General features: G+C 69.4%; 10 protein-coding genes. 2 read left to right on the forward strand and 8 right to left on the reverse strand.

Annotated elements, in window-relative coordinates:
* Nucleotides 1-5: 5 nt before the first annotated feature.
* From ACFCVM_RS06500 to ACFCVM_RS06525, 6 genes are all read right to left on the reverse strand, one after another.
* A complete protein-coding gene (locus ACFCVM_RS06500; RefSeq protein WP_375835209.1) occupies nt 6-314 on the reverse strand; it encodes a WXG100 family type VII secretion target in 309 nt (102 codons plus the stop codon).
* Nucleotides 307-969: a WXG100 family type VII secretion target gene (locus tag ACFCVM_RS06505; protein WP_375835210.1), complete on the reverse strand. Its 663-nt coding sequence runs from the start codon at nt 967-969 to the stop codon at nt 307-309. Before ACFCVM_RS06505 ends, ACFCVM_RS06500 begins: the two co-directional genes overlap by 8 nt.
* Nucleotides 970-1039: 70 nt before the next feature.
* A complete protein-coding gene (locus ACFCVM_RS06510) occupies nt 1040-1333 on the reverse strand; it encodes a WXG100 family type VII secretion target (protein ID WP_056010942.1) in 294 nt (97 codons plus the stop codon).
* 152 nt (nt 1334-1485) lie between these two features.
* Nucleotides 1486-2106, reverse strand: coding sequence for a hypothetical protein (locus ACFCVM_RS06515; RefSeq protein WP_375835211.1), 621 nt, complete (start codon nt 2104-2106; stop codon nt 1486-1488).
* 79 nt (nt 2107-2185) lie between these two features.
* Nucleotides 2186-6523 (reverse strand): FtsK/SpoIIIE domain-containing protein, encoded by a 4338-nt coding sequence (locus tag ACFCVM_RS06520; protein WP_375835212.1) that lies wholly within the window; start codon nt 6521-6523, stop codon nt 2186-2188.
* 37 nt (nt 6524-6560) lie between these two features.
* Nucleotides 6561-7667, reverse strand: coding sequence for a hypothetical protein (locus ACFCVM_RS06525; protein ID WP_375835214.1), 1107 nt, complete (start codon nt 7665-7667; stop codon nt 6561-6563).
* 108 nt (nt 7668-7775) lie between these two features.
* Between ACFCVM_RS06525 and ACFCVM_RS06530 the strand changes: the two genes are divergently transcribed.
* Together ACFCVM_RS06530 and ACFCVM_RS06535 are read left to right on the forward strand one after the other, a co-directional pair.
* Nucleotides 7776-8300, forward strand: a complete 525-nt coding sequence (locus ACFCVM_RS06530; protein ID WP_375835215.1) for a hypothetical protein — start codon at nt 7776-7778, stop codon at nt 8298-8300.
* Entirely contained in the window at nt 8297-9058 is a 762-nt protein-coding gene (locus ACFCVM_RS06535) for a hypothetical protein (protein WP_375835216.1), read from the forward strand. The genes ACFCVM_RS06530 and ACFCVM_RS06535 overlap by 4 nt, the downstream gene beginning before the upstream one ends.
* A gap of 3 nt (nt 9059-9061) precedes the next feature.
* Here ACFCVM_RS06535 and ACFCVM_RS06540 read toward each other — a convergent pair whose 3' ends face one another.
* Nucleotides 9062-10096: a hypothetical protein gene (locus ACFCVM_RS06540; protein WP_375835217.1), complete on the reverse strand. Its 1035-nt coding sequence runs from the start codon at nt 10094-10096 to the stop codon at nt 9062-9064.
* A gap of 218 nt (nt 10097-10314) precedes the next feature.
* On the reverse strand, nt 10315-14211 hold the full coding sequence (gene rpoC, locus ACFCVM_RS06545) for a DNA-directed RNA polymerase subunit beta' (RefSeq protein WP_375835219.1): 3897 nt from the start codon (nt 14209-14211) through the stop codon (nt 10315-10317).
* Nucleotides 14212-14214: the final 3 nt, after the last annotated feature.

Here is a 14214-nt window from a genome sequence, read left to right on the forward strand (position 1 = left end):
GGTCCCTATCCGAGGTTTGCTTCGATGCTGGACCAGTCGGTCGTCAGCTTCTCGATCGTGGACGAGTACGAGTTGTGCGAGGTCTCCACCTGCTGGCGAAGCGACTCGGCGACGCCCTCGAGCGAGGTCGCGCCGACCGCCCAGGCCTCGAACGTGCCGAGGAACGCCTGCATTGCGGGGCCCTGCCACTCGTTGGGCAGCATGTAGGCGAACCCACTCGCTCCCTGCTTGAGCGCGGAGCAGTACGCCACGAGTTCGCCCATCGTCTGCACGAGAGCCTGCAGCTCCGAGACGTCTGCCTGCTGTTCAGCCACGGTCTTCTTCTCCGTCGGTCGTTGCCGCATCGCGCGTCGGGGCCGAGGCATCACCGGAATCGGGTGCGCCGAGGATCTGTTCGGGAACCACCGCGGGTTCGCCATCGGCGCCGAGGCGGAACACGCCCGTGCCGATCGAGTCGTCGTCGCCGTCGCCGTCGGTGTCGCCGGCTCCGCCGCCGGTGGCTTGGCCGCCGGACTTGCGAGGGCCGAGCATTCCGCCGCCGAACTGCTCGACCTCGTCGTCGCCGGCGTAGTCACGGCCGAAGAACTCGGCCATGTCCTCGGCCTTCTCTTCGCCGGAGGCGACGCGCGAGCTCAGCCCGCCGGACGCGTTCTTCACGGCCACCAGCCCCTGCCGACCGCCCTTGAAGCTGCCGCCGACACCGGATTCGGTGCGGGTGTAGGAGCCGTCTGCCGAGATGAGCCCCTGCTGCAGGCCGGTCAACGCGAGACGCACCTGACCGGAGAGGGCGACGAACGTCGCCCAGTTCTCGCCGAACTTCTCGGCGTCTTCACCGACCCAGGTGGCATCGACCGTTCGCGTGACCGTGCCGTCGACGGCCGCCAGGTTCGCGTCGAAGGCGACGATGACGTTTCCGATGAGTGCGGCCACCTCGCTGAGCGAGTCGGCGCGTACCTTGAAATAGACCATGCGAGCTCCTGAGGGGTGAACGACTCAAGCGCCGACGCGAGACCGCGTCGGCACCTGAGAAAGGGGTTCGTCAGCCGTTGAAGGTGCCGGCGATCGCGTTCTCGCTGTCTTCGTACGACAGCGCAGCCTGGTTCAGCAGGTCGCTGATGCCCTGGAGGGACTCCTTCAGCTGCAGGCCGGCCTGGTCCCACTGGGAGTAGAGCTCGTTGAAGCTCTGCGATGCAGTGCCCGACCAGTCGCCCGAGATCAGGCCCTCGACCAGCGACTTCAGGTTCGACAGCTGCGACTCGATCGACTGCGAGCCGCTCGAGAGCTGCCCGGCGACACCGGCCAGCGAGTCAGAAGTGACGCGGATTTCCGCCATGGTTTCCTCCGTGGGATCAACAGGAACGTTCAGGTTCACCGCCGCGCCGAGGCATCCGCTGAATGGAACACCCTCGACCCGACACCTGTACGTTACTCGGCGATCGGCGCCCCGCCCATGGGGAGCACTCCCCATGCAGTACGGCGGACCTGTCAGGCCGAATGGATCACGAAGTTCACGTCGCCGACCCACACGGTGTCGCCCGGGATGACCTCGACCTTGGTGCCACCGCTCTCGAGCGGGGTGAGCACGCCGGCGCGCTCCACGCCCGAACCGTTGCTCGAACCGGCGTCGCCGGCGACGAGGATGCCGTCGCTCAGCTCGAGGAAGAGATGCACCCGCGACATGGAGCGGGTGTCGTCCTCGACCTCGATCGCCTGAGCGCCGGTCGCCTGCGCCGTCTGCGCGGGCTTTCGCCCGATGACGGCGTTGCCGGCGATCCTGACCCGCTGCCCGGTGGAGAACACGAGCTCGGCACGGCTCAGGGGCTGCCGGACCTCGACGGCTGCCGCGGGCGCGACCGCCGCCGCGTCGGGCTGCGCGGTCCCGCGTTGCTGCCACGGGAGCGTCCCGGGAAGCGGCACCGGGTCGACGGCCGACGTCGCACGCGGGGCGGCCTGCGGCTGAGCCGTCGGCGTCGCGGCGGCACCGGGCGAGAACTGCGCCGGCACCGGGGGCTTCTCCGACTGAGGAATCAACTGCCCGCATTCGAGACAGAACATGCTGTTCGGCTGCAGGGTCGCATCGCAGTAGACGCAACGCGTGGAGGCCACGGCGAACTTCCTTCCTCGGTGTTCGGGGCATCGGCCCCCGTTCCGGCATCCAGTGTACGGCGGCGCGAGACCGTCACCGTCACTGGCGGATGTCGGGCACTCGCACCGGCATCCAGCCCGCAGCGGTCGTGAGGACGCCGCCGCCGGCCGAGCCGCGACCCAGCATGAATTTCGGGATCGGGCTCCCGATCACCTGCGTGCCCATGACGGATGACTCGGGGCGGAGCACGAGCGCACGCCGTGCCTTCTTCGCCTCCACGAACGGCCCGCCGAACAGGGTCGACACCGACTCCGTATCCGCCGCGACGATGAACGCGGCACGATGCTTGACCCCGCTGAGCGCGTGTTCGATCGGCGCGTTCTTCCACAGCTCCGCGTCATCGACGAAGATCGTCACCCGCTCGCCGAGCGCGTTGAGGATCTCGTCGAGCTGCGCCGGAGCGGTATCCGCGGCGGACACGACCGTGACCGCGTGACCGGCCGCGACCTCGGTCAGCACCGACTGCCGCGCCGACACCACGAGGAGCGGCTCCTTGCGCCACGCGAGCTGGTGCAGCATGGCGGCGAGCGTCGAGGAGCGGCCCGACTTTCGGCCGCCGGTGACCACGAAGCCGCCTTCGGCCGGCCAGTCGAGCGTGAAACGCGAGAGGTGGTCGCCGCCGACCGCCACGACCGGGCCGTCTGCCGGACCGGAATCGCCGAGCGGCAGCTCGTAGGCCGCGGTGAGCGCCATGTAGCCGGGCAACGGGTCGACCCGGAACGGCTGGGCGAGATCGGCGAGCTGCGGGAACTGGTCGAAGTGGTCGCGCACCTGCTCGACGACGCGACGGAGCGCCGTGGTCTGGGCTTCGCCGCTCGTCTCCCGTACGAGCACGGCGAGTTGCGCCTCGGTGCCGGCTGCGCCGAAGAGCACTCGGCCGGGCGACAGGTCGAGCGGGATGTCCTTCGCCATGATCCCGGCCGTGCGGTAGTCGCTGATGTCCCGCAGCGGCAGCACGTACTGCTCGTCGATGAAGGAGCTCACCTTGTCTCCGGTGATCGACCGGTCGCCCGTGATGAGCACGCGCACGCCCACCGCGGGGCCCTCGCGGAGCACCCGCATGAACTGGTCGCGGAATGCGATGAGCGCGTCGGCGTTCATGGTCGAGAGCATCCGCTCCCAACCGTCGAGCGCGATGACGGCGTACGGGAGGGCGTCGCCGGGGGCAGCCTGAGCCCGTTGCTCGTTGATGTGCCCGACGCCCGCGGCCGAGAGGATCGACTGGCGGCTCGTGAGCTCCTCGAGCAGCCGCTGCACGAGACGCGGCAGCCGATCGGCATCGAGCTGCGTGACGACGGCGCCGCAGTGCGGGGCGTCGGCCAACGGAAGCAGGGCGCCGTTGCCGAAGTCGATCACGTAGAGATGCAGGTCGGCCGGCGAGAACTGCTGCACCGTCTGGGCGAGCATCGTTCGCAGCGCCGTCGTCCGGCCCGACATCGAGCCGCCGATGAACAGCACGTGCGAGCCGTTCGCGATGTCCCAGGTCAGACTGCGCTGCGACTGCTCGCCCGGCACGTCCTCGAGGCCGAGCACCAGGGAGGTGCGCGCGATCTGATGGTCGGCGAACCGCTCGAGGGGCAGCACGGCGGGCAACGGCAGCAACCAGGGCGATGGATTCTTCGCGATGCCCATCTGCTGCGTGGCGAGCGTGATTACGTCGACCAGTGCGCGCAGGTCGGTGTCGTCGTGATCGGTGTTCGCGGCATGGGTCGGGCCCGTGCTCGGATACCGCGCGGCGAAGCCGAGCGACTCCCATTCGAGCGGAGCCTTCGGCGGGAGCGACTTGACCGCACGCTGCACGCCCGGCCTGATGCCGGCGACGCGCGCGGTCTGGAATCCGGCCGGTGCCGCCGACGGCCCCAGTCGAACGAAGCCCCGGCCCGGTGTGGAGGAACTGATGAGCGCGGCTTCACCGGATCCGAGGATGTCGGAGGAATCGGCCCGATCGGTCACGCGGAGCGCGACGCGAAGGCTGATGTTCGACTGCATCTCGGGCGTCACGACTCCCGAGGGCCGCTGCGTGGCCAGCACGAGGTTCACCCCGAGTGAACGACCGACGCGAGCGATGCGCACGAGGCCGTCGATGAACTCGGGCAGCTCCGTCTTCAGCTCGGCGAACTCGTCGATGACGATCATGAGGCGCGCGAGGCCGCGCTTGGCCGCCGTGTCGGCGTCCTTCGCCCATGCGCCCTCGACATCCTTGGCGTTCATGTCGCGGAGCACGCGCTCACGGCGCTTGAGTTCGGCATCGAGCGACGCGAGCGCTCGTTCGGTCTCGCGCGCATCGAGGTTCGTGACCATGCCGACGGTGTGCGGCAGCCGCTCGCAGTCCGCGAAGGCCGAGCCGCCCTTGTAGTCGACGAGCACGAAGTTCAGCGCATCCGGTCGGTTCGCCATCGCGAGGCTCACGACGAGCGCCTGCAGGAACTCCGACTTGCCCGAACCCGTCGTTCCGGCGACCAGCGCGTGCGGGCCGTCGCGTGCGATGTCGAGTGCGAACTCGCCGTCGGCGTTCGCGCCGACCACGACGAAGGTGTTGCGCGGCTGCTTCGCCCAGCGCGCCATGATCGGCGCCGGGTCGTCGAGATCGATCTTCAGCAGGTCCACCATGCGCACGCTCGTCGGCAGCATCGCGTCGTCGCCCACGCCGCTCACATGCTGGATGGAGCAGAGACTCCGTGCGATGCGGTCGGCAGCGGCGATCGAGACGCCGTCGAGCAGCACCGTCGGGTAGTACTCCTTGCCCGTCTCGAACCGGCCGATCGACGGGTCGGCGGGGTCGACCACGACGACGCTCGCCGCCTCTTCCGGCAGTCGTGCTCGTTCGGAGTCGAGCGCGATGATGTGGATGCCGTGCGCGGCACCGTGCTCGAGCAGCGGCACCATGCCGGGCAGCATGCGGTAGTCACGGGCGCCGTCGACGACGATGAGGATGTCGGTGGGAATCACGGCGCCGCGCTGGCCAGCCATGCGCATGCGCGTCTCGAGCGTGACGGCCGCCTCGCGCAGCCGCTCGCGGCGGCTGTCGTCGGTGTTGCCGATCGTCACCGCGGACCCGCCGCCCTGCGCGTGCGGCAACCACTGAGTCCAGCCCCATTCCGCATCGTCGGCCGCGTCGCAGATCACGATGAGTTCGGAATCGCGCGGCGAGCGCATCGTCGCGAAGGCGGCGACCATCGATCGGGCGAGGTTGCGCACGGCATCGGCCGGGCCGGCGATGCCGACGACCCCCGAGCGCAGCTCGGCGGCGACCGGTTGCGGCGTGACCCCGACGCGAGCCGGCGCCGAGCGGTCCTTGCCCCCTCCCTCGAATCGGACGTCGAGGGCGACCTCGGTGACACCCACGCGCAGTTGCATGGCGTCGCCGTCGCTCTTGCGTCGCTCCCACAGCCGCGAGAGCGGGCGGAGTGCGATGTCGGCGATCATGACCGGGTCGGGCATGCGGTACCAGCCCTCGAGCCGCTGCACGCGCGCCAGGTCGCTGATGCGGCGCTCCGCGACCTTGACCTCCTCGATCCACTGCTTCTCGGTCTTCAGGCCCTTCTTCTTCGCGAGCTTGCGATTCGCGATGAACGAGCCGACGACCATGATGGGGCTCGCTGCGGCCATGAGCAGCATGATGGGGCGCTGGAACACGACGGCCATCGTGACGCCGAGCACGACCGGGATGATCGCGGAGAGCCACGGCATCGGCGACTGGTCGGGGTCTTCGGGCTTGTCGCCCGGCAGCTGAACGACGGGCTGCGCCTTCGTCGGCTCGATGCGCGATGGGCGGTTGAAGCCGCGACCGCCGAGAGCGTCGCGAGTGAGGTCGGCATCGGATCCGGGGGTGATGCCGATCCGGAACATGCTGCTGCCGATCTGGAAGAGGTCGGCGGGAACGAGCGCGACCTCGGCAGTGATCGGTTCACCGTTCACCCACATCGGCGCGGCGTCCACGGCGGGTGCGAGCGTCGCGGCGAGCGGGGCCGGCCGGCCGCTCTCGAGGGTCGTGGGGGCGTTCAGCGCCAGCACCGCGTGCTGCGGCGCCAAGGCGGGATCGGCGATCGTGAGGCCTGCGGATGCCGCGTTGCCGATCGTGATCGCATCGCCCCTGCTGATCGGCACGCTCTCACCGGCGAACGGTCCGCCGACGACCTCGAGTCGGAGCGTGCCCGGTGCGAGCAGCGGCGAGGCCCCCGCAGGAACCGTGGCGCCCGAGAGCACGGCCGATTCGGCGAGCGGCGTCGCCGTGCCCGCCTGAGGGTCGAGCACGCTGGGCACGACACCGAGCGACTCCGCGACCTCCCCGACCGTGGTCGCCTCGTCGACCTTCAGGAGCCACGACGCCGGCTTTCCCGCCGCGACCGGTTCGCCGACCGTCAATCGAACGCTCATGCTGCACACCTCTCTGTCGCGAACACCATCGCCGCCGTCATCGCACGCCCGCCCGGTCGAGCGTCTCGATCAGCGGAGCGAAGATCCCGGCCCGCCCACCTGCCGCATCGCCCTCGACCGGCACGAGCGGAACGATCTTCGACGGTACGCCATCATCGGCGCCGGCCGCCGATGCCGGCACGAGCGTCCGCTCCGCGGCATCCGGAACGAACGTCACCGACCCCGTCGCGTGCTCGCCGTCGGCCGAGACGACGTGGTAGCTGAACTGGTCGACGGATGCCCCGGACGGCGCGTAGACCGCCGTGCCGTCGGGCGAGCACACCACCGACCCGTGGATCGCCGAGCCGCAGCCGACGAGCGAGATCTCGGCGTCGCCGCTCCCGAACCGGAACACGAGCGGCAGCAGGTCGACCGTCTGCGCCCCCTCGCCGAGCGGAGTCGTGATGCTCGATGCCACGAGCGTCGCCTTCGGAGCGTAGACCGGCACGACGACCGACGCATCGGCCGACCAGGCGCCGTAATCGTCGGCGTAGCGCACGATGAGCTCGGCGTCGCCGGTGAAACTCGCCGACGGCCGGAAGACCAGGTGCGTGCCGTTCGATGCGGCGCTGCCCGCCCCCTCCGGACGCACTTCGACGACATCGAGTGCGCCGCCGTCGATGCAGACGGCGCAGGCGATCCCGAGGTCGCTGAGCGGGAGCAGCACGGCGGATCCCGCGGCGACGGGGTATCCGAATGCTCCACCGGCGATCGTCGGCGCCTCGGGCGGGGCCAGCGCCACGGAGTAGTCCACCGTGATCGAGGTGCGGCCGTTCGAGAGCGGCACCGGCACGATCGCGACGGGCGCTTCGGGATCGAAGCTCGGCGCACTCAGCAGGATCTTCGTCGGGTCGCACGCCACGACGAGCGAGCTCGCGGCGCTCGGGCCCGTGCAGTCGGTGATCTGCCAGCCCTCCCCCGGTTCGATCGAGGCTGAACCGAGATAGGGCACGGCGATCGAGGTCGGGCCGGTCGGCACACCGGATGCCGCGGCGTCCGCCCCGCCGTCGCCCTCGGCGTGCGCAGCCGCATGCGGCCCGGCGACTATCGCGCACGCGACGACGAGCGCGGCCGTCACGGCCCGGCGGACGCGCGCTGTGACCACTGCTCTCCTGTCGTCGCGCACGGATCGTGCCCTCGGGCGTTCGGGATACCATGGTACGCGGTCGGCCGGCGCCGTCCGTTTCGTTCGGCGCAGCCCCGGAAGGATCCGATGCAGAACCCATCGCTCGGCAGCGCGCCCGGTCAGACCGCCCTACCGCAGACCGCAGGAACCCGCCCGCTCGGCGCCGCTGGTTCGGTCCTCCCCGAACTGGCCGAAGCGCCGGCTCAGGAGCGCAAGTGGTGGCGGCATCCGGCGTTCATGGTCTCGATCGGGCTCACCTTCGTCGCGCTCGCGAGCGCCGTCACCTGGTTCATCATCACGGCCGTCAACGACGACTCGGTCGCCGTGAGCGGTCTCGGACTGAGCATCGACGGCGGCAACGCCCACCTCGACTGGAGCGGACCCGATGCGGCCTACAGCGTCTACGCCGTGCACGGCGACGGCGAAGCGATCGACCTGACCCAGTGGGTCACCGGCACCGAGGCCTGGCTGCCCTCGGCCCTCGGCCTGTACGAGAACGACACGTGCTTCGTCGTGCGCCCCACTGCGACGACGGGTGAGGTCTCGCTCGACGCTGCGACCCTCGGAGCGCAGCGTGCCCAGAGCGCGTGCGTCGCCGACGCGACATCGTGAGACGTGCCGCGCCGCTTGCGCTCGTCGCGGCGCTCGCGCTGGCCGGCTGCAGCCAGGCGCCTGCCGAGGCGCCGCCGACCCCGTCGCACGTCGATCCCGGCGACCTCGACCCGTCGCAGATCGATGGCAACGGGCTCTGGCTCCTGACCGGGACCGATGCGGCAGAGGAGGTCGTCGACGCCGTCGCGGCGGCAGGCTCCGTCGAGTACTCGGGCACGTTCACCGAGCTGACCGCAGCGACGCCCGAGGCCGACCCGGTGCCCGGTCGCACGATCGCCGTCGACTACCGCGGTCGGCCCGGAGACTTCGCGGCGAAGATCACCGCCGGCGGGCTGAGCTTCGATGTCGTCGTCGTCGAGGGGCGCACCTATCTGCGGGGCAATGACGCATTCGCCGCGCAACTCGGCATCCCCGAGCTGGAACAGGGGTACGTCTGCGCCGCGGCCGGCGACGGCCTCGTCGACCAGTGGTCGCCGCTCCTGCGCCCTGCCGACCTGGTGTCTGCGCTGCTCGGGGCGAGCGCATCGGTGAGTGTCACCCAGCCGTCGGCCGACGCCGAGCTCCTCGAACTGGTCGTGGGCGGCGAGACCGCACCCGCGGGAGTCATGCAGGTGCAACGCATCGGAGCACCGTTGCCGACGGGCTTCGCCGCCGGTGACACGAGCGGCGACGGCGCCTTCACCTTCAGCGCATGGAACGAAAATCTCCTCGTCGAGGCGCCCGCCGAACTCGTTCGCGACTGCGCGGCCTCGGAGTAGGCGTCAGTAGCGCTGCGCCTGCGGCCCCGCCGCGAGTTCGCGGTCGTACGCCTCGATCGCGAGTCGGTTGCGCTCGGTGACGGTGCGACCGCGTGCGGCGATCCAGCCGCCGAGCCAGATCGGGATCTCACGGGCGATGACCGCCGCGATGATCGCGAACGGGTCGAGCCAGCGCTCGGCGATGAAGTCGTTCGCCTGTTCGAGCGTGAGCGTCCACGCCTGCACCGCGAGCAGCGAACCGCCGATGTACGCGAAGTAGACGAGCGCGCCGACCAGCAGGCCGAACACCGCGTAGGTCCACCACGGGCCGCGGTTCACGATCGCCGCGAGCAGCGCGAACCCGACGAAGAACGCGACGACGGGAACCAGGAATCGCGGGCTCAGGAGGAACTCGGCGACGCCGATCGCCTCGCCGGCCGGCGCCCCGTAGCTCACGTAGAGCAGATAGCCGATGGCCCCGTAGAGCACCGCGAATGCGACCGTGCCGATGAGCGCGACGAGCACTCCGAACCCGCGATTGCCCTTCGCCTTCGGCGGCGTCGGCGCCTGCACGTAGATGGTCTGCGGTCCGGGCTGCGGGGCAACGTACACGGGTTCGGGTACGTCGGCGAGCGTGGCCGCACCGGCGGCGGTGCCTGCTGCCACGGTTGCGGCCGGCACGTACGTCTCACGGCGCACGGCGTCGGCGGCGACGGGCCCGGGGGTCGCCGAGGCGTCCAGGTCGTCGATGCCGTTGGTCTCTTCGGGAGCGGGGTGGGCGCTCGCCCGCTCGACGGCCTCGTCGAGTCGCGAGGTCGCGGCCAAGTCGTCGTCGGCGGGCTCGGGCTCGGGCTCGGGCTCGGACGCATCGGCGGCCGGAGGGGATGCCGGAACGGCCTGGTCGGCTGCGGGCTCGACCGGCGCGCCCTCATCGACGGGGCCGGTCTCGTTCACTACGGGAGCGGGCTCGGGCGCGGAATCGTCGACGGCGCCGCCGTCGACCGGACCGGTCTCCTCTTCGTGACGTTCCGGGTCGGCTCCGGGAGTCGTGCTGCTCATGATCGCGCTCCTTCCGGGCACCCCGCGCACCCGTGGTTGGCCAACTGTAGCAACGGATGCGGCCGGATTCCGGGAGCGCGCGCGGCGCTTCGTTCGGCCCGGCAACCGGGCGGATGTGCCGGTGTCCTGCCGATGCATCCGAGGTATCGAGGCCGTACGCCCGGGAAAACGAAGCAGGGCCCCGGATCGCTCCGGGGCCCTGCTGTCGTATCGGCTGACTAGCTGTAGTTGCCGGGGGTGAAGTCGTCGCTCGAGAACGCGTCGAAGTCGACGAAGCTCAGGTCGCCCTCGGTGAACGCTGCATCGTCGGTGAAGATGCGGTTCGGGTAACGCTCCGCCTTCGCCTCCTCGGTCGCCTCGACCGCGACGTTCCGGTACTTGCCGAGGCCGGTACCCGCCGGGATGAGCTTTCCGATGATGACGTTCTCCTTGAGCCCGACGAGCGGGTCGGACTTGCCCTCCATGGCGGCCTGCGTGAGCACGCGGGTCGTCTCCTGGAAGGACGCGGCCGACAGCCACGACTCGGTCGCGAGCGAGGCCTTGGTGATACCCATGACCTCCTGGCGGGCCGAGGCGGTCTTCTTGCCCTCGGTCAGCGCGGCGCGGTTGATGTCGTTGTACTTCAGGCGGTCGACGAGCTCACCGGGCAGCAGGTCGGTGTCGCCGTGGTCGACGACGGTGACCTTGCGCAGCATCTGGCGCACGATGACCTCGATGTGCTTGTCGTGGATCGGCACACCCTGCGAGCGGTAGACGTCCTGCACGCCGTTGACGAGGTGCTTCTGCACTTCGCGCACACCCTTGACCCGGAGGACCTCCTTCGGGTCGACGGTGCCGACGATCAGCTGCTGGCCGAGCTCGACGTGCTGTCCGTCCTCGACCAGGAGGGTCGAACGCTTGAGCACGTTGTACGCGATCGGCTCGTCGCCGTTGTCGGGCGTGAGGATGACCTTGCGCTGCTTGTCGGTCTCGTCGATCGTGATGCGACCCGGAGCCTCGACGATGGGCGACGCACCCTTGGGGGTACGCGCCTCGAAGAGCTCCTGCACGCGGGGAAGACCCTGCGTGATGTCGTCGGCCGAGGCCGAACCACCCGTGTGGAAGGTACGCATCGTCAGCTGCGTGCCGGGCTCACCGATCGACTGGGCCGCGATGATGCCGACGGCCTCGCCGATGTCGACGAGCTTGCCGGTCGCGAGCGAACGGCCGTAGCACTTCGCGCAGACACCGACGGCGGACTCGCACGTGAGCACCGAGCGCACCTTGATGGTCTCGACGGCAGCCGTGATGAGCTTGTCGATGAGCACGTCGCCGACGTCTTCACCGGCCTCCGCGACGACCTCGCCCTTGGCGTTGACCGCGTCGGCGGCCAGGCTGCGGGCGTAGACCGCGTTCTCGACGTTCGGGTCGCGGACGAGTTCGCCCGAGGCATCCGTCGTCGCGATCGGCAGTTCGAGGCCCTTGGTCGTGCCGCAGTCGTCTTCGCGGATGATGACATCCTGCGAGACGTCGACGAGACGACGCGTGAGGTACCCCGAGTCGGCCGTACGGAGGGCCGTGTCGGCCAGACCCTTGCGGGCACCGTGCGTCGCGATGAAGTACTCGGCGACCGAGAGTCCCTCGCGGTAGCTCGAGATGATCGGGCGAGGGATGATCTCACCCTTCGGGTTGTTCACGAGGCCTCGCATGCCGGCGATGTTGCGCACCTGCAGCCAGTTACCACGAGCACCCGACGTCACCATGCGGTTGATGGTGTTGTCGGTCGGGAAGTTCTCCTGCATGGCCTTGGCGACCTCGTCGGTCGCCTTGGTCCAGATCTGGATGAGCTCCTGGCGACGCTCGAGGTCGGTCGTCAGACCCTTCTCGAACTGGCCCTGGACCTTGGCGGCCTGCTTCTCGTACTTCGAGACGATCTCGCCCTTGTTGGGCGGCGTCAGGATGTCGGAGAGTGCGACGGTCACGCCCGAACGGGTCGCCCAGCGGAAGCCGGCGTCCTTGATCCGGTCGAGGGTCGCAGCGACCTCGGTCTTCGGGTAGCGCTCGGCGAGGTCGTTGACGATCTCCGAGATCTGCGTCTTGCCCGCCTGCGCGTTCACGTAGGGGTAGTCGACCGGGAGCGCCTCGTTGAAGAGGGCGCGACCGAGGGTCGTCTCGAGCAGGTACGGCTTGCCGGGAACGAAGTTCTCGGGGGTCTCGCCTTCGGCGAAGTGCAGGCCCTCGAGACGGATCTTGACCGTGGCGCCGAGGTCGAGCGCGAGCTCGCCCGGACGGTTCTGGTCGAACGCGAGGATGGCCTCGGAGATCGACGAGAACGCACGACCCTCACCTGCGGCGCCGGGCTTGCCGGTCGTCAGGTGGTGCAGGCCGATGATCATGTCCTGCGTGGGCAGGGTCACCGGACGGCCGTCGGACGGCTTCAGGATGTTGTTCGAGGCGAGCATCAGGATGCGGGCCTCGGCCTGCGCCTCCACCGAGAGGGGAAGGTGCACGGCCATCTGGTCGCCGTCGAAGTCCGCGTTGAACGCAGCACACACGAGCGGGTGGAGCTGGATGGCCTTGCCCTCGACGAGCTGCGGTTCGAAGGCCTGGATGCCGAGGCGGTGCAGCGTGGGTGCGCGGTTCAGCAGAACCGGGCGCTCACGGATGATCTCCTCGAGCACGTCCCAGACCTGGGGGCGCGAACGCTCGACCATGCGCTTGGCGGCCTTGATGTTCTGAGCGTGGCTCAGGTCGATCAGGCGCTTGATGACGAACGGCTTGAACAGCTCGAGCGCCATCTGCTTGGGCAGACCGCACTGGTGCAGCTTCAGCTGCGGGCCGACGACGATGACCGAACGGCCCGAGTAGTCGACGCGCTTGCCGAGCAGGTTCTGGCGGAAGCGACCCTGCTTTCCCTTGAGCATGTCGCTCAGGGACTTCAGGGCGCGGTTGCCGGTGCCGGTGACGGGGCGACCGCGGCGGCCGTTGTCGAACAGTGCGTCGACGGCCTCCTGCAGCATCCGCTTCTCGTTGTTGACGATGATCTCGGGGGCGCCGAGGTCGAGCAGACGACGAAGACGGTTGTTGCGGTTGATCACACGACGGTAGAGGTCGTTGAGGTCGGAGGTCGCGAAGCGGCCACCGTCGAGCTGCACCATCGGGCGGAGCTCCGGCGGGATCACCGGCACGACGTCGAGCACCATCGCGGCCGGCGAGTTGCCGGTCTGCAGGAAGGAGCTGACGACGCGCAGACGCTTGATCGCACGGATCTTCTTCTGGCCCTTGCCCTCGGCGATCTGCAGGCGCAGGTCGTCGGCCTCGGCGGCCAGGTCGAAGGCCTCGAGGCGCTTCTTGATGGCCTCGGCGCCCATGTAGGCGTCGAAGTACATGCCGAAGCGGTCCTGGAGCTCGTGGAAGACCGAGTCCTCGGGCTTGAGGTCGCCGACCTTGAGGGTGCGGAAGTCCTCCCACACGCGCTCGAGGTGCGCGATCTGCTCGTCGCCCGACTTGCGGACCTGCGTCATCTCCTTGTCGGCGGCCGCTTCGGCGCGCTTCTTCTGGTCGGACTTGGCGCCCTCCGCCTCGAGTGCGGCGAGCTCCTCCTCCTTGCGCGCCATGAGCGTCGCGATGCGGGCGTCGCGCTGGTCGCCGATGGTCTTGATCTCGAGCCGGAGCTCGTTCTCGAGGCCGGGCATGTCGGCGTGACGACCCTCGTCGTCGACGTCGATGACCATGTAGGCGGCGAAGTAGATGACCTTCTCGAGGTCCTTCGGCGCCATGTCGAGCAGGTAGCCGAGACGGCTGGGCACACCCTTGAAGTACCAGATGTGGGTGACCGGAGCGGCGAGCTCGATGTGGCCCATGCGCTCACGGCGCACGGAGGACTTGGTGACCTCCACGCCGCATCGCTCACAGACGATGCCCTTGAAGCGGACACGCTTGTACTTGCCGCAGGCGCACTCCCAGTCGCGGCTCGGGCCGAAGATCTGTTCGCCGAACAGACCGTCCTTCTCGGGCTTCAGGGTGCGGTAGTTGATGGTTTCAGGCTTCTTGACCTCACCGTAGGACCACTTGCGGATGTCCTCTGCGGTGGCCAGGCCGATGCGAAGCTCGTCAAAAGTCGTTGCGTCGAGCAATTT

It is taken from the genome of Agromyces sp. NPDC056389, from assembly GCF_042262385.1.
Lineage (GTDB): Bacteria > Actinomycetota > Actinomycetes > Actinomycetales > Microbacteriaceae > Agromyces.

What these genes read in the sequence shown, in the direction of transcription:
- ACFCVM_RS06505 (WP_375835210.1), bottom strand. Translation starts at nt 969, where the DNA reads ATGGTCTATTTCAAGGTACGCGCCGACTCGCTCAGCGAGGTGGCCGCA.
- ACFCVM_RS06510 (WP_056010942.1), bottom strand. Translation starts at nt 1,333, where the DNA reads ATGGCGGAAATCCGCGTCACTTCTGACTCGCTGGCCGGTGTCGCCGGG.
- ACFCVM_RS06520 (WP_375835212.1), bottom strand. Translation starts at nt 6,523, where the DNA reads ATGAGCGTTCGATTGACGGTCGGCGAACCGGTCGCGGCGGGAAAGCCG.
- ACFCVM_RS06530 (WP_375835215.1), top strand. Translation starts at nt 7,776, where the DNA reads ATGCAGAACCCATCGCTCGGCAGCGCGCCCGGTCAGACCGCCCTACCG.
- ACFCVM_RS06540 (WP_375835217.1), bottom strand. Translation starts at nt 10,096, where the DNA reads ATGAGCAGCACGACTCCCGGAGCCGACCCGGAACGTCACGAAGAGGAG.